This is a genomic window from Candidatus Methylomirabilota bacterium (assembly GCA_035315345.1).
Taxonomy (GTDB): domain Bacteria; phylum Methylomirabilota; class Methylomirabilia; order Rokubacteriales; family CSP1-6; genus CAMLFJ01.
In genome coordinates this window covers 38,943-60,583 of the sequence record DATFYA010000091.1, presented here as the reverse complement: position 1 = coordinate 60,583, position 21,641 = coordinate 38,943, and the positions used below count along the sequence as shown (strand labels likewise).

Sequence of the window (21,641 nt, the reverse complement as noted above, 5' to 3'; positions counted from 1 at the left end):
GGACCGCCTACCCCTCACCCTGCCCTCTCCCCTGGGGGGAGAGGGTGCCTGGATCCTCCGCGTGGACGGGCTGGTCGGTCGGGCGCATCGGGTAGCCTTCGGGTTCGACGACGATGGAGCAGAGCGCGGCCGCCACCGCCAGCGACAGGCCGCCGATCACCACGACGGCCAGGCGGTTATCTCCGCCCAGGTGCATGACCAGCGTGCTCTCGTCGGTGAGCAGGCGCTCGAGCAGCGTGCCGAAGCCGAGGGCGGCGAGGATCTCGGGGATGACGATGAAGAAGTTGAAGATGCCCATGTAGATGCCGGTCTTGCCGGCGGGGAGCGCGCCGGCCAGGATCGCGTAGGGCATGGCGAGCGTGCTGGCCCACGCGATGCCGACGCCGAGCATCGGCACGAGCAGCAGGTACTTGTCGTCGATGGCGGCGACCGAGACGAGGCCGGCGGCGCCCGCGAGCAGGCAGAGGGCGTGGGTGAGCCGGCGGCCGAGGTGGCGGGCCAGCGGCGGCAGCCCGAACGAGAAGGCGAAGCAGACGGCGGAGTACATCGCGAAGCAGTTGCCCGCCCACGCGATGCCCTGGTCGTACTCGGGCGTGCCCGGCGTGCCGCCGAAGATGTTGCGCGCGACCGCGACGCCGAAGTAGAGCCACATGCAGAAGAAGCCGAGCCAGGTGAAGATCTGCACCCAGGCGAGGCGGCGCATGGTCAGGGGCATGGCCAGGAAGTCGTGGAAGATCTCGCCGGCGGCGGCGCGGACGCCGGTCTTCTCGGCCTTCATGCGGCGGAAGGCGTCCATGTCCTCGGGCGGGTGCTCGCGCGTGGTGAAGATGGTCCACAGCACCGCGGCCAGGAAGGCCACCGCGCCGATGTAGAAGGCCAGCCGCACCGCGAGCGGGATGGGCCGGCCGGCCGCGCCGTCGCCCGGTGGGAAGACGCCGTACAGCAGCCACGGCAGCATCGAGGCGATCACCGCGCCCAGCCCGATGAAGAGCGCCTGCATGGCGTAGCCGCGCGTGCGCTGCTCGGGCGGCAGCAGGTCCGCGACGAAGGCGCGGAAGGGCTCCATGCTGATGTTGATCGACGCGTCCATGATCCAGAGCAGGCCGGCGGCCATCCAGAGCGTGCTGGAATGCGGCATGGCGATCAGCGCGAACGAGGCGAGCAGCGCGCCGGCGAGGAAATAGGGCCGCCGGCGGCCGAGGCGGTTCCAGGTGCGATCGCTCAGGTGCCCGATGATCGGCTGCACGAGCAGGCCGGTGAGCGGCGCGGCCAGCCACAGCATGGGAATCTGGTGGGCGTCGGCCCCGAGGTACTCGTAGATCGCGCTCATGTTGGCCATCTGGAGCGCCCAGCCGAACTGGATGCCCAGGAACCCGAAGGCCATGTTCCAGATCTGCCAGAAGCTCAGAGGCGGTCGCGCGCTCATTTGATCAGCAGCACCTGGCCCTCGTGCGGGCCCAGCGCGATCGGCAGCCGTTTTCCCGCGCCGAGCTTGCCGTGGACCCTGGACGCCAGCAGGTCGGTGACCGCTCCGCCCGCGGGCGCGGGCTCGATGGCCACCGCCTCGCGCACCGGCGCGCGGGCGAAATTCACCGCGGTGACCTGGATGCCCGCGCCCCGCGGCAGGCGGTGGACCATGACGACCAGGCCCGGCGCCCGCACCGCCGGGACCGCCACCTGCTCGCTCTCGTTGATGCGGTACTGCGCGCGCACGCGCAGCATCGCTCGAAGCTGCGACGCGAACGAGTCCCCGTGCTGCAGCTGCTCGGGCAGCGGGCCGTAGAGGGCCCGGGCGCGCGGCAGCCCGCTGCCGGAGGTCGTCACGCTCGGGTGCTTGCCCAGCAGGTCGTACGCGCCCCGATTGATCCAGCGCGTGTCGCCCTCGGCGATCAGCGAGCCGACCGCGTCGTCCGGCAGGGTCAGCGCGCCGACCAGGTCCCAGCCGGAGAGCGCGAAGACGCCCGGCTGCATCGCGTTGAACAGGGCCAGCAGCAGGTGCGCGCGCCGGATGTCGTGGCGCTGGGCCTCGGTCAGCTGGCCGAGGTCGCGGATGCCGAGCGCGGCGGCGGCCACCGTGACGCTCGTGCACGAGATGCCGTTGGCCGCCTTCAGGTTGTACGGGGCCGCGGCGCCCATGAGGCGGCCGTGCATCTCGGCGCGGATGGTGTCGCGCAGCGCGCTGCCCTTCACGGCCTTGCCGCGGAACGTGAACGTGGTGTCCTTGTGCTTCGTCCAGAAGTGCACCAGCTCCAGCGTCAGCTCGTCGTGGTTCTGCAGCGCGTGGATCAGCGAGGCGGGATCGATCTGGTAGGTGCGCTGCAGGCCCAGCATCAGGCGCAGGAACGAGGCGTCGCCGGTGACGAGCGCGTGCTGGTAGGCCGGGCGGCTGATGAAGTCGTAGGAGAGATCGGCCCCGCCCTCGGACATCGCCTTGACGTCCTCGAGCGTGAGGTTCAGCTCCTGGAAGGTGAAGCCGCCGAGCTTGCGCACGAGGCCCGCGATGAGCTGATTCGCGGTCACGGAGAGCGGGTGGCCCTCGGACCAGGCGCGCCCGTTGTCCGGGCCGGCCTCGATGCCGAGGAAGCCGTTGGCGTCGAGACGCAGCATCCGCTCACCCAGGATGGCCAGCGCGTTGATGGCGTCGCCCGCCACCAGCCGCGGCGCCGCGAAGGTGGGGTCGAGCCAGTTGAACGTGGGCTGGCCCTCCTTGAAGTAGTGCAGATAGACCCAGCGGCGGCGCTGTCCGTCGGCGCCGACGACCGCATCGGTGGCCGACCAGTCGGTCTCCTTGACGCCCGGCTCGTAGAAGATGGTGCGCGGCAATTGCCCGACGATGTAGCCGCGCGCCCTGAGCGCGTCCACCGTCGCCGGCTTCAGGTTCACCGAGTCGCGGCCGGCCGGCACCGCGGGCAGCAGGCCCCAGTCCTCGGGGCCGATCTCCACCATGTGGTAGAGGCCGGGATAGTCGCCGTAGCGGCGCTCGGCCAGGCGGAAGTCGGCCCCCTTGCCGCTGTGGCCGGGAATGATGTCGCCGATGACGACCGCGTGGTTGTCGGCGGCGCGCCGCACCATCGCCGTGAACTGCGCCTGGGTGCCGAAGGCCGGGTCGATCTCGCTGCTGATGCGGTCGAAGTTGCCGTCGACGGTCGGGGTGTACTCGCGGCCGCGCAGGCCGCCCGCGCGCTTCATCGGGCCGGTGTGCATGCCGCCGATGCCGATGTCGCGGAAGATGCGCCAGAGATCGGCGTCGCCCAGGCTCTCCAGCACCGACTCGCCCGGCCCCGTGATCTGCGACGGCGGATACGCGGTGAACCAGACCGAGGCCAGCGCCGACGCGGCGCGCGGCTCCGGCAGCGCGTAGGGGTGCTGCCACTGCGCGCCGGTGCCCGAGACGCGGCGCGCGGCCAGGTCGCCCTGGTGGAGCATCGAATGCTCGACGAGCCACTGGATGTCCGGGTCGGAAGCCTGGTCTTGCGCGCTCGCCGGCGGCGCCGGGCGCGCGGCCGGCGCCGGGGGCGCGCCGGTCGATGCGGCGCCGGACGGCGACTCGGGGCGCAGCGAGGTCGCCGGCTGGCAGGCGGGCGCCCCCGCGCCCACGAGCATCGCCAGCACGAGCAGCCAGGCGCGCGGACGGATCGGTCTCACATCGAGCACGAGACCAGAAGCGGCGCGAGCGGTCAAGGGCAGGTCTCGCGCCGGCCCTTTGCCAGGGGCTGTACGCTGTGAGCAGGACCATGGCCAGCGAGGACCCGCATGCAGACCGTGGCCGGAGCGCGGGAGGGCAAGGACCCCGAGCCGACGCTGCCGCCGTTCGAGAAGGCCGCGGGCCGGGGCGACGCGCGGCGTGAATGACCTCGCGGCGTAGCGAGCGCGGCCTCGACTGGTTCGCGTTCTTCCTCGCCGACGTGCAGACCGGCTGGGGCCCGTTCGTCGCCGCGTACCTGACCTCCATGGCGTGGACGCAGTTCGACATCGGCCGCGTGCTCACCATCGGCACGCTGACCGGCCTGGCGCTGCAGGTGCCGGCCGGCGCGCTGGTGGATCGCGTGCCCGCGAAGCGGCTGCTCGCCGCGGTGGCGGTGGTCGCGGTGAGCGGCAGCGCGCTGGTGCTGACGCGGTGGCCGGTGTTCCGGGCGGTGGTGGTCGCCAAGGTGCTGCACGCGATCGGCAGCTGTCTGGTCGGGCCCGTCCTGGCCGCGATCAGCCTGGGCCTCGTCGGGCACGCGCGGCTGAGCGTGCGCCTGGGGCGTAACGCGCGCTATCTCTCCCTCGGCAACGCGATCGCGGCGGCGGCGATGGGCGTGGCCGGCTACCTCTACACGAACCGGGCGATCTTCGTGCTGACCGCGGCCCTCGGCGTGCCGACCCTGCTCGCGCTGACGCAGATCCGGGCGAGCGAGATCGACCCGGCGCTGGCGCGTGGCGGGATCGCTCCCGCGCGCGCCGGTGACCGGAGAATCGAGCGCTGGCGGCACGCGTCCGCCACGGTGCTGCGCAGCCGCGCCCTGGTGGTCTTCGCCGCCGCGGTGCTGCTGTTCCAGCTGGCCAACGCGGCGCTGCTGCCGATCATCGCGGGCGCGCTGACCGCGCTGCAGGCGGAGCGCGCCACCGTGATCCTGGCCGTCGGCATCCTCACCCCCCAGCTCGTGGTGGCGGCCATCGCGCCCTGGGTGGGACGTCAGGCCCAGGCGCGCGGGCGTCGCCCGCTCCTGGCCCTGTGCTTCGTCGCGCTCGCGATCCGGGCCGCGATCTTCGCGTGGTCCACCGCGCCGGGCGTGGTCCTGGCCGCCCAGGTGCTCGACGGCGTGTCGGCGGCGACACTGGGCGTGCTGGTGCCGCTGGTCATCGCGGACACGACGCGCGGGACCGGGCACTTCAACCTGGCCCAGGGCGCGGTAGGCGCCGCGGTCGGCCTCGGCGCGTCGCTCAGCACCGCGGGGGCGGGGTACGTGGCGGACGTGGCGGGCAGCGGGATGGTCTTCGCGCTGCTCGCGGCGGTGGCGGCCTCCGGCTTGCTGGTCGTGGTGGGATTGATGCCGGAGACCAGAGCGGCCTGATGCTCACGCTCGACGGGATCGTCGATCAGCTGGCCGGGCACAACGCGTATCTCGGCGTCTTCGCGCTGCTCCTGGCCGGCGGCCTCGGCGTGCCCATCCCCGAAGAGCTGCCGGTGGTGGCCGCCGGGGTGCTGAGCCGCGAGGGCCTGGCCCAGTGGTGGCTGGCGCTGCCGGTGTGCATCCTGGGCGTGCTGTCGGGCGACGTGATCCTCTACTGGGCCGGGCGCCACTGGGGCGAGCGCGTGCTGTCCTGGCGCCCGGTGCGCTGGGTGCTCTCGCCTGCGCGCGAGCGCCGGCTCAAGGGGGCGTACCGTCGCCATGCGGTGAAGACCATCGTCATCGCGCGGCACGTCATCGGGCTCCGGGCGGCCGCCTTCCTCACCGCGGGCATCGCGCATGTGCCGTTCTGGAAGTTCCTGGCCACCGATGCCGCCGCGGCACTCGCGGGCGTGCCGCTGTCGTTCGGTCTGGCCTACTTCTTCACCGACCAGATCGAGGCCATCCTGACCGACGTCCACCGGGTGGAGCGATGGGGGATGCTGGGCGCGCTCGTGCTCGGCATCGTGGTGGCGGCGGTGATGGTGCACCGATGGACGCGGTGCGCCGAGGAGAAGATCGACGTCGAGCCGGAGCCCCTGGAGCACTCGACACGCCGTGACTAGCCAACCCCGGGCGCTCGGGGTACCATCCCGGACATGAAGCGCCTGGCGGCTGCCGCCCTCGTCCTCGTGATGATCGCCACGCTCTGCGCCGTGCCCAGCGAGGCCGGCGGCCGGGGAGGCTGGCATGGCGGTCACGGCTGGCACGGCGGCCGGGGTTGCTGCTGGGGCGGCTGGTGGTGGCCGGGCGCGTTCGTCGGTGGCCTGGCGCTGGGCGCCGCGGTCGCTGCGACGTATCCGCCGTACTACGCCTATCCGCCGCCCGCGTACTATTCGGCGCCCTCGGTCATCTACGCGCCGGCGCAGTCCTACACCACCGCGCCGCCGGCTCCGCCCGCGGTCCAGCGCGAGGTCGTGTATCCGCACGGCAAGTACGTGCTGTACGGTGACGGCGTGAGCCAGCCCTGGCAATGGGTCTGGGTCTCCGCCACTCCGGCCTCGCCCGTCCCCTCGCCCTGATCCGTCCTCACACGTAGTCGCTCTCGTCCTCGTCGCGGCCTTCGTACGGCTCCACGTCGTCGTCCTTCCACTCGGGCGTTCCTGGCGCGGCGGTGGCGAAGCGCCCGGCCACTTCCATCAGCGAGGCGGGGCACGGATCGCCGAGCGCAGTGAACAGGTCGCATGCCTCCGCGAGCGTCAGGATCATGCACTCGGGCTGGTGCGCGCGCATGATCCGCGTCTGAGTCGGCGAGGTGACCAGCCAGAGCAGCGCTTCCGGCAAGTAGCTGAGCTGCACGGCGAGCACTTCCCCGTGGCTCAGCAGGGAACGACAGAAGGCCCGACCGTCGAGGGATAGCTCGTCGAGGCGATTCAGGATCTGCTCGAGCGTGTACACGGCTGACATGGGCTCGCCCTCCTCTGGCGGGATAGGGGCAAACCGCGTGCCACCGGAAGAAGTCGCGAAATTGACCGCCACGGCCGCGGCGACCGACGGATCGTGCTGTTCGATGCGACCCGTCGGGCGCCGCGACCGTGTAAGGGTTGCCGGGCAGCGCCTACGGCTGCGGCTCGGACGGCTCGTTCCGATCGATCCACGCCCTGGCGAGCTCGACGACGAAGCGCTCGGCCTCGGCCTCGGTGTCGAAGCGCTGATCAGACACCGGTAGGTCGATATTGCGCAGACCGGTCGGGGTGGGCTGCTGGAGTGTCGCCACCGCCGACCACCGGCCGTCGCGCATCTGCTCGCTGGCGACGGCAATGCTGTAATCACCCTGGGCCGGAATCGTCTTTCGCTGGATCATGAGTGACCTCCTCGGAAGACGGATGGTGCTGTCCAGAGGACCACCGGCTTCGCGATGAGTCAAGATGGGAAGAGTGCGCCGCTCCGGGCGGCCGTCGTGCAGGTAAGGACGACCCGTCGTCTCTTACGTGGCTCGAGTCCATCGGCGGCCGGGCTCGCGTGTCGACCTTCGCGGAATCGGCAACTTGGAGGGTGTGCGCGACACCTATCGGCGACGGCATTTGGCTTGCTACTCGAGGCCGTTATGAAATGCCCGAGGTGCAAGACCGAGCTGCCGCCACGGGAAGGCGAGAGGCCACGGGGCGGCAAACCCGTGCCGAACCGGGGAGAGCGGAAGCGCCCCGGCTCCACGACGGTCACTCCCGAAGAGGCGTTGCGCGCCGACGCGCCGCCGGCTCCGTGCCCGCAGTGCGGCTGGAGCACCATGTGGAACGAGTGAAGCGGCGCGCCCCCGCGCGACCTCCCGAGTCGAACGGCACCAGGAACGGGGCCGCGGGCTCGGCGCCCGTCATCAACGACCTCTGGTACAAGAACTCAGTCATCTATTGCCTCTCCGTCGGCACCTTCATGGATTCCAACGGCGACGGCATCGGCGATTTCGAGGGCCTCATGCGCCGGCTGGATTACCTGCAGGGTCTCGGGATCACCGCGATCTGGCTGATGCCGTTTCAGGCCTCGCCGGGAGAGGACGACGGCTACGACGTGTCCGACTACTACGGGGTCAATCCCGCGTACGGCACACTGGGCGACTTCGTCGAGTTCACGCACGCAGCCAAGCAGCGCGGCATCCGCGTCATCATTGACCTGGTCGTGAACCACACCTCCGACCAGCACCCATGGTTCCAACAGGCGCGCCGGGATCCCGCGTCGAAATACCGCGACTGGTACGTGTGGTCCGAGAAGAAGCCGCCGAACGCGAACGAGGGCATGGTGTTCCCCGGCGTGCAAAAGTCCACGTGGTCCTACGACAGCGAAGCGCGCGCGTGGTACTTCCACCGCTTCTACGACTTTCAGCCCGACCTGAACACCTCGAACCCGCACGTGCAGGCCGAGATCCTCAAGATCATGGGCTTCTGGATCCAGCTCGGCGTCTCGGGCTTCCGGATGGACGCGGTGCCCTTCGTGATCAATACCAAGGGCCCCCACGTCAAGAAGCCGATGGAGCAGTACGACCTGCTGCGCACGCTGCGGGCGTTCTTGCAGTGGCGCGTGGGCGATTCGATCATCCTGGCCGAGGCCAACGTCCTGCCCGACACCGATCTGGAGTACTTCGGCAAGGACGGCGACCGCATGCACATGATGTTCAATTTCCAGGTCAACCAGAACCTGTTCTACGCGCTCGCCGCCTCCGATCGCCGGCCGCTGGCGCGTGCACTGAAGGCCACCATGCGCCGGCCCGAGACCGCGCAGTGGTGCCTGTTCCTGCGCAACCACGACGAGCTCGACTTGGGCCGGCTCACCGACGAGCAGCGTCAGCGGGTCTTCCGGTGCTTCGGGCCCGAGGAGACCATGCAGCTCTACAAGCGCGGGATCCGGCGCCGCCTCGCCCCGATGCTGAACGGTGACCGCCGGCTCCTCGAGCTGGCTTACAGCCTGATGTTCACTCTGCCCGGCACGCCAGTCCTGCGCTACGGCGACGAGATCGGCATGGGGGATGACCTCGGGCTGCCCGAGCGTAACTGCTCGCGGACACCGATGCAGTGGTCGGCCGAGCCCCACGGCGGCTTCACCAAGGCCGACAAGCCGGTGGTGCCGGTGATCAGCGAGGGGCCGTTCGGCTACCAGCACGTCAACGCCGCCGTGCAGCGCCGCGATCCGGGATCGCTGCTCAACTGGACGGAGCGCATCATCCGCATGCGGAAGGAGGTGCCCGAGGTGGGCTGGGGCAACTTCGAAGTCCTGCCGGTGCGCGATCCCGCGATCCTGGTGATGCGCTACGACTGGCGGAACAACTCGACGCTATTCGTGCACAACCTCTCGGACTCGCCGCGCGAGGTGTCGTTCGACTCGGGCATCCCGGGGCCGGAGGGCCGGACTCTGGCGAACGTGCTGTCCGAGCATCACTCGTTCGCCGCGGAGGACGGCAAGCATCGTCTGCTGCTCGAGGCGTACGGGTACCGCTGGTTTCGGGTCGGCGGCCTGGACTACCTGCTCAAGCGCAGCGACATCGAGACGCCGCCCCGGGGCTGACCGGCCGTGGCTTCCCTGGCCCCGCTTGCCTGGTGGCAGACCGCGGTCATGTATCAGGTTTATCCGCGCTCATTCCAGGACGGTAACGCCGACGGCGTCGGCGACCTGCGCGGCATCCGGCAGCGGCTGCCCTATCTGGGCGAGCTCGGCATCGGCGCGGCCTGGATCTCGCCGATCTTTCCCTCGCCGATGGCCGACTTCGGCTACGACATCGCCGACTACACCGACGTCGACCCGATCTTCGGCTCGCTCGAGGAGTTCGACGCGCTGCTGGCCGCGGCCCACGCGCAGGGGCTCCGCATCCTGCTCGACCTCGTGCCCAACCACACCTCGGTCCAGCACCCGTGGTTCCGCGAGAGCCGCGCCTCGCGGCAGAGCGCACGGCGCGACTGGTACATCTGGCGCGATCCCGCGCCGGGGGGCGGTCCGCCCAACAACTGGCTGTCCGCGTTCGGCGGCAGCGCGTGGGAGCGGGACGACACCACCGGGCAGTACTACTACCACGCGTTCCTGGCCGCGCAGCCCGATCTCAACTGGCGCAATCCGGCGGTCCGCAACGCGATCCACGAGGTGATGCGCTTCTGGCTTCGCCGCGGGGTCGACGGCTTCCGGGTGGACGTGATCTGGCACCTGCTCAAGGACGATCAGTTCCGCGACAACCCGCCGAATCCCGTCTATCAGCCCGGCGAGCCGCCGAGCCACGCGCTGCTTCCCGTCTACACCGCGGATCTGCCCGAGGTGCACCAGGCGATCGCCGGCATGCGGCGCGTGGTCGACGAGTTCCCCGATCGGGTGTTGATCGGCGAGATCTACCTGCCGATCGAGCGGCTGATGGCCTACTACGGCGTCGAGCTGGGAGGCACGCACATGCCGTTCAACTTCACGCTGCTGTCGACGCCGTGGCGGGCCCGCGAGATCGCCAAGCTGATCGACGACTACGAGGCGGCGCTGCCGACGGGCGGCTGGCCGAACTGGGTGCTCGGTAACCACGACCGCCCGCGCATCGCGGGCCGAGTTGGCCCGGCGCAGGCACGTGTTGCGGCGATGCTGCTGCTGACGCTGCGCGGAACCCCCACCATCTACTACGGCGACGAGATCGGCATGACCCAGGTGCCGATCCCGCCCGATCGCGTGCGGGATCCGTTCGAGCGCAACGTGCCGGGCATCGGCTGCGGGCGGGACGGGGCGCGCACGCCGATGCAGTGGGACGCCACCGCCCACGCCGGGTTCTCGACGGCGGAGCCGTGGCTGCCGGTGGCCGCCGGTTTCGGCACCGACAACGTCGAGCACCAGCGGCTGGATCCGGCCTCCACCTTCCAACTCTACCGGCGTTTGATCGCCGCGCGCCGGCGCTCGCGGGCCTTGCAGCGGGGCGACTACCGGCCGATCGTGGCCAGCGGTGACCTGTTGCTCTACGTGCGCCAGCACGGCGACGAGCGCATGCTGATCGGCCTGAACCTGGGCCGGGAGGACGCGGTGGTGGCGTTCCCGGATCGGCAGCTGCGCGGCGAGATCGTGGTGTCGAGCGCCGGAGACCGGGACGGCGAGAAGGTCGAGGGCGAGCTCGGCCTGCGCGGTGACGAGGGTGTCGTACTGTCCCTCGCGTCCGGTGCGGTCGTGCCCCGGTCGCTCGGCTGAATCGAGGCTTGACGGCCAGGGTGACACTGAGGAGAGGAGGACCGCGATGCGCAAGCGTGTGATCAGGCCGGCGGCCACCGAAGCGGAGCCCGCGGAGCAGGAATGGATCGACGTCGAGCAGGTGGCGCAGGTGGAGGTCACCTCCGAGGATGCCGCCCATCCGATCGAATCAGCGTTGATCCTCGGCGACGACAGCGGCTGGCGCGCCGCGCAGCCCGGCGAGCAGACCATCCGCCTGGTCTTCGACCAGCCGCAGCGCCTGAGCCGCGTGTGGCTGCTGTTCATCGAGGCGGACGCCGCGCGCACGCAGGAGTTCGTGCTGCGCTGGTCGCCGGACGGCGGGCGCACGTTCCGCGACATCGTCCGCCAGCAGTGGAACTTCGGCCCGCCCGAGAGCATCCGCGAGGCGGAGGACTATCGCGTGGACCTCTCCGGCGTCACCGCGCTCGAGCTCGTGATCGTCCCCGACAAGAGCGGTGGTGACGCGCGCGCGTCGATCGCCCAGTGGCGCCTCGCCGGCTAGGGCTGGCCCCGCCCGTCGAAAGCTGAGACACTCCCGCGGGGGGTGATCGGCATGGCGACGACGCTCGGGTTCATCGGACTCGGAGTGATGGGCGAGTCCATGTGTCGCAACCTGGCGAGGAAGTCGAAGGCGGCGGTCGTCGGCTTCGACGGGCGCGGGGAGCCGCTCGCCGCGCTCGCACGCGACGGAGTGACCGCGGCCGCCTCGGCTCGCGACGTCGCAGACCGCGCCGACTTCATCTTCCTGTGCCTCCCCGGCGAGCGAGAAGTCCGCGCGGTGGCGCTCGGGCCCGACGGCCTCGCCACCGCCATGCGGCGGGGGCAGACCCTGGTGGACATGAGCACCACGCCGGTGGCACTGGCCCGCGAGCTGGGGCACGCATTCGCCGGCCTGGGCGTGGACTTCGCCGATGCGCCGGTGGCCCGCACCGCCCAGGCGGCGCGGGACGGCACGCTCTCGATCATGGTCGGCGCCGACGGCGCGGTGTTCGAGCGGCTGCGATCATACCTGGCCTGCATGGGCACGGAGATCACCCACTGCGGGCCGGTCGGCGCCGGGCAGGCCGTCAAGCTGATGAACAACATGGTGGTCGCCCAGACGGTCGTGGCCCTCGCCGAGGCCATGGCGGTGGCCCGCGCCTCCGGAGCGGTGGACCCGCGCGTGCTCTTCGAGACGCTCGCCAAGGGCTCGGCGGACAGCTTCGTGCTGCGCAATCACGGGATGAAATCGCTGCTGCCCGATGCGCATCCGACGCAGGGCGCGTTCCCGACCAGCTACATCATCAAGGATCTGTCGTACGCGCTGGCGCTGGCCGAGTCGGCGGGGCTGACGCTCGAGCAGGCCACCACGACCGGCCGTCTCATGGAGCGCACCGCGGCGGCCGGGTACCGACACCACTACTACACCGCGGTCAGCCGGGTGATCGCACGCGAGGGAGAACGCATGCCGGAATACATCCCGAGTCCGCGCCAGTGGGTGCGCGAGCAGGTCGAGCTCTATGAAGGCAGCGGCGGCACTCAGGGCACCACGCTGCGGGACACCGGGCTGCCGGTCATCATCGTCACGCACACCGGCAAGAAGACCGGCGCGATCCGCAAGACGCCGCTGATGCGCGTGAAGGACGGCGCCAACTACGTGCTGGTGGGCTCGATGGGAGGGGCGCCGACCAATCCGGTCTGGGTCTACAACCTGCGCGAGCGGCCCGACGTCGAGATCCGCGACCACACCGCGGTGCAGCCGATGCGGGTGCGCGAGGTGAGCGACGAGGCGGAGCGCGCGCGGCTGTGGAAGCTCGCCGTCGCCGCCTTCCCGCCGTACGAGGAGTATCAGGGAAAGACGTCGCGCCGCATCCCCGTCTTCGTGGCCGAGCCCCGGGCCTAGCGTCTGGCTCCCCCCCGCGCTCGCCAGACCCTGTAAGGACACATTCGGCTGGCCATCCCCCGGCGGATGGTCTACCTTCCTTCCGCTCCCGTGGCCGACGACGTGAGGCCGCGCGCTTTGCCGTGAACCCGATGGCCCCGAAGGATCGTGGATGACTGCGCGTCGATGACGGCAACCCTCGGCTCTCAGCTGGCCGGTGTTGTCGCACTGCTGGCGGTGAGCGCGGCACCGGTTCCGCTCCTCATCTACTTGACGTCTTCGGCGGGTCCCCGCGCGCGGATTCCGCTCTCGCCCACCGACCGGATCCTGGCGGCTCTCGTCCTCTGGGCCGTCGTACAGGGGTCGGTCGTCGTGCTGCTGGGCTGGCTCGGCCGGCTGAGATTCGTGAACATCCTCTTTCTGGAAGTCGTCGTCCTGGCCTGCGGTCTGGCCTCGTGCGCGCGGGCGGGGTCGTGGCGCTCGCTCGCCTCGGTCGCCGAGCCGGCCGATCGCGGGCGGATCGCGGCGAGCCGTCCGGCTCCCGAGCGGTGGCTCATCGCGGTCGCCTGCGGGTTCGCCGTGGTCTTGACGCTGCGGGTGCTGGCATTGCCGGTGTCCGACTGGGACTCGCTGGACTACCAGCTCCCGCGCGTGGCCGAGTGGTACCAGCAGGCGAGCTTCGCCCGACCGCTGGAGCAGCACGGGCCGGCCGACCACCCGATCAACTCGTACCCGTACAGCTGGAGCGCGCTGCTCTTCATCGGCCTGGCATCCGCAGGCCACGATCAGTTCGTGCTGCTCCCGAACCTGCTGGCCTGGCTGATCCTCGGCCTCGCGACCTACTCCCTGGGCCGGGTCGCCGGCGCTCGCCGCTTCGCCGCCATCCTGGCCGCCGTCCTGATCGCGGTCATGCCGCTCAGTCTGAAGAGCGTGTCCACCGCCCACAACGACCTGCCGCTCGGCGCCTTCTTCGTGGCGAGCGTATATTTCACGATGCGCGCCTGGCGCTACCGCTGTCGCTTCTCGCAACTCGTGGCGGTCGCCGGCCTCGGCATGTTGCTGGGCACGAAGATGTCCGGCATCCCCTATGCCGCCCTGGTGTTGCTGCTCTCGGTCTGGCTATTCTGGCACTCCCGCCGGGGCTCCTGGCCGGTCCTGGAGAGAGGGCAGCCGGTCCTGATCGGGCTGGCCGTCCTGAGCGTCGGCTTGCTCGGCGGCTCCTGGTACGTGCGAAACGTGCTGGCCACCGGCAATCCACTCGGCTTCCTCGAGATCTCCGTCTTCGGCCGGATCGTGTTCACCGGATCGATGACTCGGGCCTGGGTCGACGAGACGACCCTTCTGCATCGCTTCTCCGTCAGCAACCTCCACCACTGGAATGTGTTGCGGCAGGCCTTCGCGGACTTTCTCGGGCTGCCGGCGCTGCTCCTCATCGCGCTCGGCGCGGGCACCTCTGTCGGAATGCTCCGACGGCCGCGCGGGCGCCCGGTCCTGGTGCCGCTCCTGCTGGTGTGCGCGGCCGCCTTCTATTTCTACGTGGCCGGTCCGTGGAGCGCGACGTACGCCCCGGAGGCCGAGCTCACGTCGTGGATGGGGGAGGAGATGCGTTACTCGTTTCCGTTCTGGGGCATCCTGGCCGCGCTGGCCGCGGGCGCGGTCCGGGCACGGCGCCGAGGTGAGTGGCTCCTGGCCGCGCTGGCCACGCTGGCCGCGGTCATCTTCGCCAACGGCGGGATCAGGTTCTCGAAGCAGGGCGTCCTGGTCCTGGCCATCGCCGGGCTGGTGCTGCTGGCCGATCGCGAGTCGGCCCGCCGACGGGTGCGCGATCTCCTGGCCGGAGGAGCCGGGCGGACGCGGCTCGGGGTGGCCGTCACGGTGGTGGTCGCGGTCGCGGTGATCACGTGCGGCACGTGGGCGGCTCGCGGCGTACGCTACCGTCTCCAGGACGAGTTCTTCGGCGGGCTCGGCCGGCTCGTGGACGGGCTCGACCCCGGCGCGCGGATCGGATTCTGGGAGTGTCACGCCTCGTACCTCCTCTATGGCAAGCGGATCCAGCGGCCGCTGACATATCTGGCCCTCGGCGCTCAGCACGACGCCGATGAGATGCTTCGGTACCTGCGCGCCCAGCCCGTGGACGTCATCGCAGTGGGACCGCGATCGGAGTACACCGCGACATCTCCGGTGTGGGACTGGCTCGTCGAGAAGGCTGGCGAGTTCGACCGGCTCAGTGGTGAGGACCTGAGCCGGGACGTGATCGTCTACCGGCTCCGAGCCCGCTGACTACCGCGTGCTCGGCGGAGATACCGGCGACCCCGGAGGCACCGGCGTGCACATCGAGCTGCCCGTCGGTCGGGCCTGGCCGGCCGGGCAGGGCAGGCCGAGGTCGCGTCCGCGGCCCGGCACGTTCGTGCCCGGCGTGCTGCCGCCCGGCCGCGTCGGGTCCGTCGCTCCGGTGCTCGGAAGAGCCGGATTCAGCGTGCCCGGGCCGCCGGGTGTCGTCGGGCTGCTCGGTGAGACCGGCGTACCGGGCTGAGACGTCGGCGCGCCGGGGCCGGTACCACCGCTCGGGGTCTGGGCGCCCGCCTCGGCCGCCAGCATCAGGCCACTCATCGTGATCACGCCCAGCAGCTTCCATTTCATGACGGCCTCCATGGCTGAATGTTAGCTGTTCGGCGGCGCGGCGGAGATGTCGGCGAGTGCCGAGTCCGGGTCGCGGTCGAGGGCCAGGTCGCCGATGCTGACGATGCCCACGACCTTGCCGTTCTCGACCACCGGCAGCCGCCGCACCGCCTTCTCTCGCATGATCTGTACCGCGCGCCCCACCGGATCGTCGGGGGCAACGGCGGCCAGGTCGTGGCTCGCGATGTCGCCGATGCGGGTGGCACGCGGGTCGCGACCTTCCGCGATCACCCGCACGACGAGGTCGCGATCGGTCAGGATCCCGGCCAGGTTGCCGTTGTCGTCGGTCACCACCACGTTGCCGATATCGTTGGCGCGCATCGCCTCCGCCGCTTCTCGTCCGGTCGTGCTCGCGGGGAGCGCCTGCGGGTTCGGGGTCATCACGTCGCGGATGCGGTCTGCTGTGTCCATTGGGAGCTCCTCCTGGCACCGGTTGAGGCGGGCCGCGTGCGTCGCGCCCGCACCTCCAGTCGACGGCAGCAAGGCCTGTGCCGCAGACCGCCGGATGCGCATTCCGCTCCTCGCGTCCGCGATTGCCCCGCCGCGGAGCCGGCGGGCGGCAGAGAGTGCCGGGTGTCCTTTACCGGCCGGGAAGAGGGTGTAGCCTGATCGCATGAGCGCCCGCGCGGCCGCGCGTAACCTCCACGGCAGCGCACCGGATCGCTCGCCGGTGGTGCTGCTCGTGATCGACGCGATCAACGACTTCGACTTCGCGGATGGGCGGCAGGTGGCAGCCGACGCGCTGCCCGTCGCCCAGCGGATCCGGCGGCTGAAGCAGCTCGCGCGCGGTGCCGGCATCGCCACCGTGTACGTCAACGACAACTTCGGCCGGTGGCGGTCCGATTTTCGCACCCTGGTGGCCCACTGCCTGCGGGCCGGTGCCCGGAGCCGCGCGATCACGGGGCTGCTCCGGCCCGATCGGCGCGACTACTTCGTGCTGAAGCCGAAGCACTCGGCGTTCCACTCGACCACGCTGGACCTGCTGCTCGAGCATCTCGGTGCCCGCACCTTGATCCTCACCGGGCTGCTCGCCGACAGCTGCATCCTGCTCACCGCGCACGAGGCGCACATGCGCGGTTACCGCGTGGTGGTGCCGGAGGATTGCGTGGCGGCGCGGCAGCCCGAGGACCGGCGGCGAGCGCTCGCGGTGATGCGCCGGGCGCTGGAGGCGGACACGCGCCCGGTGGAGGCGATGGACGTGAAGGGGCTGCGGGGAGGCGCGGGCCGGCGGCGGGGGCGGCGGTAGGTGAGAGGGGTGGTCTCTTCGAGGACCGGCTACTCTGCGGCGACGCGACTCACCGGTCGTGTGGCGTACGCCCGCTTCGTCAAGCACCGCGCGAAGGCGGTCGCGAGCGCGTCGCCGTCCCGCCCGGGCTCGCGCCGCAGCACCTTCGCGTTCACCCAGTCCACCGCCTCGGCCAGCTCTCCGCTGCGCGCGCCCGCGACCGCGCCGGCCTCCGTCGCGCACGACTGGAGATCGAGCCGCACCTGCCCCTGCGATGGCTTCCTCGGCGCGGAGACCGTGAGCTCGGCCATGGCCCAGTACGTCGCCGCCGACACATAGGTGCGATAGCCCTGCGCGATCATGCAGGCCATGTAGTCCGCGCGCCGCTCGAACTCGGCGCGGCCGGTGGCGGTCTGCTCGCACGCCAGCGTGTCCATTTCGAGCTGACCCGCGCTCGGGTAGGCGGGGATCGCGGTGGAGAGCGACGAGGCGCAGCCGGCGGCGAGCACTGAGACGACGGCGGCGACGATCGGAAGGCAGCAGCGCGACATGACAGGTCGCCGGCTACTCGAGCAGGCGCTTGATGATCCGGCGAAGCGATCCGCTCCGGAACGGCTTGGTCAGCAACGGCGCGCGAATGACCTCGAGGAAGCCGTCGTAGGCGGAGGTGTTGCCGAGGCCGGAGACGAAGAGCATGGGCGGGGGACTCGGCCAGCGGCGCGTGACTTCCGAGTAGAGGCTGGGCCCGTCCAGCTCGGGCATGCGCAGCTCGGACACGATCAGGTCGTACCAGCTGCGGCCGAGCATGCGGAGGGCCTCGAGCCCGGTGCTGCTGGCGTCCACCTCGTGGCCGTCGGCGCGCAGGCTCGAGACGATGAAGTCGCGCGCCCGCTTGTCATCGTCGACGACCAGGATTCGTCCGGCGCTCGTGCTCACGGTCGATTGGAGGGCCATCTGTCACCTCGCGCCGGGCCGACTTGGGAACTGCGTCGCCGCCGGTATGCCGTCGGGGCTGCATCCGAGGTGCCACCGAACTACGCACGGATTCAAGCGCACTTGTACCGCATCCGTGCAAGCCCTGTTCGCGAGGTGACGTCGCCCGGGTAGGAATTACACGACGCGCCCGGCGACCCGGATCGCCTGCCAGACCCGCTCGGGGCTCGCCGGCATGTCCAGGTGCCGCACGCCGAGGGGGGCGAGCGCGTCGTTGACCGCGTTGAGCAGGGCGGGCAGCGCGCCCACCGTGCCGGCCTCGCCCACGCCCTTGGCGCCCAGCGGGTTGACCCGCGTCGGCACCTCGTGGGCGTCGACGTCGAAGGACGGCACGTCGTCGGCGCGCGGCATCGCGTAGTCCATGAACGAGCCGGCGAGGACCTGTCCGGCCTCGTCGTAGGCGAGCACCTCGGCGAGGCCCTGACCCAGGCCCTGGACGGCGCCGCCGTGGATCTGGCCCTTCACGAGCAGCGGGTTGATCATGCGCCCGACGTCGTCCACGACGGTGTAGCGGACCACGCGCACCGCGCCGGTGTCGGGATCGATCTCGACCTCGCAGACGTGGCAGCCATTGGGAAACGTGACCGACGGCGGCGTGAACGTCGCGGTCTCGCTGAAGCCGGGCTCGAGGCCGGCCGGCTGAGTGCGCTGATACGCGGCGCGCGCGACGCGGCTCCACGCGACGTCGCGATCGGTGCCCGCGACGACGAACCGCCCGTCGCGCAGGGTCACGTCCTCGGCCGCGGCCTCCAGCAGGTGCGCGGCCAGGCGGCGGCCGCGCTCGACGACGCGCTCGGTGGCGCGGAGCACCGCGGCGCCGCCCACCGAGATCGCGCCCGATCCGCCGTTGCCGCGGCCCGCGCCCAGCGCGTCGCTGTCGCCCCAGAAGACCTGGATGCGCTCGGGCGGCACCCCGAGCCGATCGCTGACGATCTGGGCGAACGCGGTCTCGTTGCCCTGGCCCATCGACGTCGTCCCCGCGAAGAGCGAGACCGAGCCGTCGGGATTGATCCGCAGCTCCGCGGTGTCGGGATTGACCGAGGTATACGGGCCGCCCGCCACCTCGATCGGATTCGCGAGGCCGAGGCCGAGCAGCTTACCGCGCGCCCGCGCCTCGGCGCGGCGGCGCTCGAAGCCGGCGCGGTCGGACCGGGTCAGGGCCATCGTCATCACCCGCTCGAACTCGCCGCAGTCGTAGGTGAACACGAGCCCGGTCTTGAACGGCATCGCGGAGGGCGGGATGAGATTGCGCCGGCGCAGCTCGATGGGATCGATCCCCAGCTCGCGCGCCGCCACGTCGATCACCCGCTCGATCGCGTAGGTGGCCTCGGGCCGGCCGGCGCCGCGGTAGGGACCGGTGGGCGTGGTGTTCGTGTACACGCCGGTGCTCTCGATGTGAATGGCCGGGGTGGTGTACGTCCCGGCGAGCCCGCCCACGTTGTTGGTGGCCGGGCCGGCGCTGCGCGGCGTGAGGTAAGCACCGATGTCGACCTTCAACGCGACGCGCAGGGCGAGGAAGCGGCCGCGCGCATCGAGGGCCAGCTCGGCGGCCGACACGTTGTCGCGGCCGGGCTCGTCGCTGACGAAGCCTTCGCGTCGGGTCGACGTCCACTTCACCGGGCGGCCGAGGCGCTTCGCGGCCCAGAGCACGAGCACCAGCTCCGGATACATGCCGCTGCGCATGCCGAAGCTGCCGCCGACCTCGTCGGTCACCACGCGCACCTGCCCGTGCGGCACGCGGAGGATCTGCTCGGCCAGCTGCGCGCGCAGGCCGTGCGGGCCCTGGATGCCGGTGTAGAGCGTGTAGCGCCCGCTGCGCCGGTCGAAATCGCCCACCGCCGCACGCGGCTCGAGCGGCGCCGCGGCCACCCGCGTCACCACGAAGTCGAGATGGGTGACGTGCGCGGCCTGGGCGAAGGCGCGCGCCACCGTGTCGCGCGAGCCCGCCTCCCAGACGAAGGCCACGTTGTCGGGCGCCTCGTCCCAGACCGCGGGCGCGCCGGGGCGCGTGGCGCGCTCCGCGCCGGTCACCGCGGGCAAGGGCGCGTAGTCGACGACCACGAGGTCGGCGGCGTCCGCGGCGGCTTCCGGGCTCGCGGCGACCACCAGAGCGACCGGATCGCCGACGTGGCGGACGCGGTCGCGCGCCAGCGCCGGCCGCGGCGGCGTGAACGCGGGCGAGCCGTCGCGGCGCTTGCGGGTGGCATCGGTCGGGAGGTGGCCGACGCCGTCGGCCGCGAGCTCGGCGCCGGTCAGCACCGCGAGCGCGCCGGGCGACTGCCGCGCGGCGGCGGTCTCGATGGCGACGACGCGCGCGTGGGCGTGCGGGGAGCGGACCACCACCGCGTAGGCCTGGCGCGGCAGGTTCACGTCGTCGGAGTAGCGGCCGAGGCCCTGGACGAGGCGGGGATCTTCGACGCGAGACACCGACTGGCCCATCGCGAACTTCTGGATCGTCACGGGATCGCTCATGGCGGCGGGTCGTAACTATGCCATGCGCGGCAGGACGGGAGCAAACCGAGGCTCCGCACCCTGCCCTCCCCCGGGAGGGCAGGGAGAACTAGCGGCGGTGGATGCGCGCCAGGACGGGCAGGTAGGGGCGCACGACGCCGATGCCGAGGCGGTCGGCGAGGGCGGCCACCAGCTCGGGGACGGTGCCCCGCGCGCCCGGATCGTGCAGCCTGAGCGAGAGCCCGGCGGAGGCGAGGCGGCCGATCGCGGAGAGCAGGAAGAGCACGTGGAGGTTGGTCCACACCTCGCCGAGCAGCTCGAAGTGCAGCGGGATGAGCGCGGCGAGCTGCCCGGCGGCGATCGAGGCCGCGCCGAAGCCGAGACCGCCGGCGGTGGCGAAGGCGGCCAGGTAGATCGGTCGCGACGCGCGCGGGGCCAGCCCGATCGTCAGGTCGAAGGCGGCGATGCCGTGGCCGGCCCAGAGGAACGCGGCGAAGCCGGCGTCCACCGCGATGGGCCACAGGCGCTCCGGCGTGACGAAGAACCAGGTGAGCGGAACCGCCGCGATGCCGAACGAGCAGAAGATCAGCACGGGTCCCGCGCCGATACGATCCACCGCGTGGCCCCAGAACCGCGCCGAGAGGATGCGCACCACCGCGACGCCCACGCCGTGCGCGGCGACGACGAGGAAGCCGGTCTTGAGGTTCGTCAGCATGTGGTAGGCGAAGAAGCTGGCCGAGATGCCGACCGCCGCGTTCCACGCGAGCAGGTAGCCGAGGAACGGCCGCGCGCGCCGATCGCGCAGGGCGAGGCGCAGCGCCTGCCAGGCCGGGACGCTGGGCTCGGCGGCCGCGTGCGGCTCGTGCTGGCGGAGCATCAGGGACACGCTGGCCACGCCGGCCAGGCAGGCCGCGGCGGTGAGGCCGGACAGCGCGGCGCCGGTCCAGCCGAGCGGGGCCAGGCGGTCCAGCAGGATCGCAGCCCCGATCGACGTCAGCGTGCCCGCGATGCTGAGGAAGATCGTCCGGCGTCCGAAGAATCGCCCGCGCAGGCGCTCCGGCACGAGGTCGCCCATCCACGCCGCCCACGCGGTATTGCCGATGACGCTGGCGACCGTGCTGATCGCGACGATGGCCAGGAAGAGGTGGAGCTTGGTGGCCGGCGTCGCGTCGAGCGTCGGCAGGGCGAGCAGGGGCAGGAACGTCATGCGCGAGATGCCGACCGCCCACAGCGCGACCGCCTTGCGGCTGCGGGAGCTGGTGAACCACGCGGCGGGCAGGCTCGCGACCTGGGCGCCGAGCGGCAGCGCGCCCAGGAGGCCGATCAGCGCCGCGCTCGCGCCCAGGTAGAGCGCCCAGCCGGTGATGACCGCGCCGGTGGCGCACGCGCCGAAGACCTCGGCGAACGCGCCCTCGGCCACCGCCGCGTTGAGCGAGCGGCGCAGCGGGCGCCCCGGTGCCGCGAGCCGCCCGGGAGCGGCCGGAGCCGGACCCGGGGCCGGCGCGCCCGACAGCGCGGGGCTCGACCCGGGGAGTGACTCGCCCGGCTGGGGGATCGAGAAGGCGGAAGCGATGCGGGCCAGCGACGTGAGGACGACGGAAGCACGGAGCGACTTCACACGAGCAGA

Annotated in this window: 19 protein-coding genes; 9 read left to right on the top strand and 10 right to left on the bottom strand. The window is 71.5% G+C overall.

Translation table 11 applies throughout. The features are described from left to right. Positions 1-7: 7 nt before the first annotated feature. Together VKN16_12245 and treS are read right to left on the bottom strand one after the other, a co-directional pair. A complete protein-coding gene (locus VKN16_12245; protein HME94978.1) occupies positions 8-1,426 on the bottom strand; it encodes an MFS transporter in 1,419 nt (472 codons plus the stop codon). Next, positions 1,423-3,654 (bottom strand): maltose alpha-D-glucosyltransferase, encoded by a 2,232-nt coding sequence (gene treS, locus VKN16_12240; protein ID HME94977.1) that lies wholly within the window; start codon positions 3,652-3,654, stop codon positions 1,423-1,425. The genes VKN16_12245 and treS overlap by 4 nt, the downstream gene beginning before the upstream one ends. 194 nt (positions 3,655-3,848) lie before the next feature. Here treS and VKN16_12235 point away from each other — a divergent pair, with 194 nt between their 5' ends. Genes VKN16_12235 through VKN16_12225 form a run of 3 tightly spaced genes read left to right on the top strand, consistent with a single transcriptional unit; the run spans position 3,849 to position 6,175 of the window. Further along, a complete protein-coding gene (locus VKN16_12235; GenBank protein HME94976.1) occupies positions 3,849-5,057 on the top strand; it encodes an MFS transporter in 1,209 nt (402 codons plus the stop codon). Continuing rightward, positions 5,057-5,719, top strand: coding sequence for a DedA family protein (locus tag VKN16_12230; GenBank protein HME94975.1), 663 nt, complete (start codon positions 5,057-5,059; stop codon positions 5,717-5,719). The genes VKN16_12235 and VKN16_12230 overlap by 1 nt, the downstream gene beginning before the upstream one ends. Positions 5,720-5,752: 33 nt before the next feature. Continuing rightward, the gene (locus tag VKN16_12225; protein HME94974.1) at positions 5,753-6,175 is read left to right on the top strand and encodes a hypothetical protein; all 423 of its coding nucleotides are present in this window, start codon (positions 5,753-5,755) and stop codon (positions 6,173-6,175) included. A gap of 7 nt (positions 6,176-6,182) precedes the next feature. On the opposite strand, the gene VKN16_12220 is transcribed toward VKN16_12225, so the two are convergent. Both VKN16_12220 and VKN16_12215 read right to left on the bottom strand, forming a co-directional pair. Beyond that, positions 6,183-6,560 carry a hypothetical protein gene (locus VKN16_12220; GenBank protein HME94973.1) on the bottom strand — a complete coding sequence of 126 codons (378 nt, stop codon included), beginning with the start codon at positions 6,558-6,560 and terminating at the stop codon, positions 6,183-6,185. 151 nt (positions 6,561-6,711) lie between these two features. After that, positions 6,712-6,957: a hypothetical protein gene (locus VKN16_12215; GenBank protein ID HME94972.1), complete on the bottom strand. Its 246-nt coding sequence runs from the start codon at positions 6,955-6,957 to the stop codon at positions 6,712-6,714. Between the two features lie 566 nt (positions 6,958-7,523). On the opposite strand from VKN16_12215, the gene VKN16_12210 reads away from it, so the two are divergent. The 5 genes from VKN16_12210 to VKN16_12190 all read left to right on the top strand — a co-directional run bounded on the left by VKN16_12210 (position 7,524) and on the right by VKN16_12190 (position 14,946). Next, positions 7,524-9,146 (top strand): alpha-amylase family protein, encoded by a 1,623-nt coding sequence (locus VKN16_12210; GenBank protein ID HME94971.1) that lies wholly within the window; start codon positions 7,524-7,526, stop codon positions 9,144-9,146. A 48-nt stretch (positions 9,147-9,194) separates the two neighbouring features. Then, the gene (locus tag VKN16_12205; protein ID HME94970.1) at positions 9,195-10,784 is read left to right on the top strand and encodes an alpha-amylase family glycosyl hydrolase; all 1,590 of its coding nucleotides are present in this window, start codon (positions 9,195-9,197) and stop codon (positions 10,782-10,784) included. A 46-nt stretch (positions 10,785-10,830) separates the two neighbouring features. Continuing rightward, positions 10,831-11,307, top strand: coding sequence for a hypothetical protein (locus tag VKN16_12200; protein HME94969.1), 477 nt, complete (start codon positions 10,831-10,833; stop codon positions 11,305-11,307). Positions 11,308-11,358: 51 nt separating this feature from the next. Continuing rightward, on the top strand, positions 11,359-12,687 hold the full coding sequence (locus tag VKN16_12195; protein HME94968.1) for a nitroreductase/quinone reductase family protein: 1,329 nt from the start codon (positions 11,359-11,361) through the stop codon (positions 12,685-12,687). Between the two features lie 165 nt (positions 12,688-12,852). Further along, positions 12,853-14,946, top strand: coding sequence for a glycosyltransferase family 39 protein (locus tag VKN16_12190; protein HME94967.1), 2,094 nt, complete (start codon positions 12,853-12,855; stop codon positions 14,944-14,946). On the opposite strand, the gene VKN16_12185 is transcribed toward VKN16_12190, so the two are convergent. Both VKN16_12185 and VKN16_12180 read right to left on the bottom strand, forming a co-directional pair. Next, on the bottom strand, positions 14,947-15,306 hold the full coding sequence (locus tag VKN16_12185) for a hypothetical protein (protein ID HME94966.1): 360 nt from the start codon (positions 15,304-15,306) through the stop codon (positions 14,947-14,949). It lies immediately after the preceding gene. A gap of 21 nt (positions 15,307-15,327) precedes the next feature. After that, the gene (locus tag VKN16_12180; protein ID HME94965.1) at positions 15,328-15,756 is read right to left on the bottom strand and encodes a CBS domain-containing protein; all 429 of its coding nucleotides are present in this window, start codon (positions 15,754-15,756) and stop codon (positions 15,328-15,330) included. Positions 15,757-15,958: 202 nt separating this feature from the next. Here VKN16_12180 and VKN16_12175 point away from each other — a divergent pair, with 202 nt between their 5' ends. Continuing rightward, the gene (locus VKN16_12175; protein ID HME94964.1) at positions 15,959-16,591 is read left to right on the top strand and encodes an isochorismatase family cysteine hydrolase; all 633 of its coding nucleotides are present in this window, start codon (positions 15,959-15,961) and stop codon (positions 16,589-16,591) included. A 29-nt stretch (positions 16,592-16,620) separates the two neighbouring features. Here VKN16_12175 and VKN16_12170 read toward each other — a convergent pair whose 3' ends face one another. From VKN16_12170 to VKN16_12155, 4 genes are all read right to left on the bottom strand, one after another. Then, entirely contained in the window at positions 16,621-17,121 is a 501-nt protein-coding gene (locus tag VKN16_12170) for a hypothetical protein (GenBank protein ID HME94963.1), read from the bottom strand. Between the two features lie 13 nt (positions 17,122-17,134). Further along, the gene (locus VKN16_12165; GenBank protein ID HME94962.1) at positions 17,135-17,524 is read right to left on the bottom strand and encodes a response regulator; all 390 of its coding nucleotides are present in this window, start codon (positions 17,522-17,524) and stop codon (positions 17,135-17,137) included. A 156-nt stretch (positions 17,525-17,680) separates the two neighbouring features. Continuing rightward, the gene (locus VKN16_12160) at positions 17,681-20,035 is read right to left on the bottom strand and encodes a xanthine dehydrogenase family protein molybdopterin-binding subunit (protein HME94961.1); all 2,355 of its coding nucleotides are present in this window, start codon (positions 20,033-20,035) and stop codon (positions 17,681-17,683) included. An 88-nt stretch (positions 20,036-20,123) separates the two neighbouring features. After that, the gene (locus VKN16_12155; GenBank protein ID HME94960.1) at positions 20,124-21,632 is read right to left on the bottom strand and encodes an MFS transporter; all 1,509 of its coding nucleotides are present in this window, start codon (positions 21,630-21,632) and stop codon (positions 20,124-20,126) included. Positions 21,633-21,641: the final 9 nt, after the last annotated feature.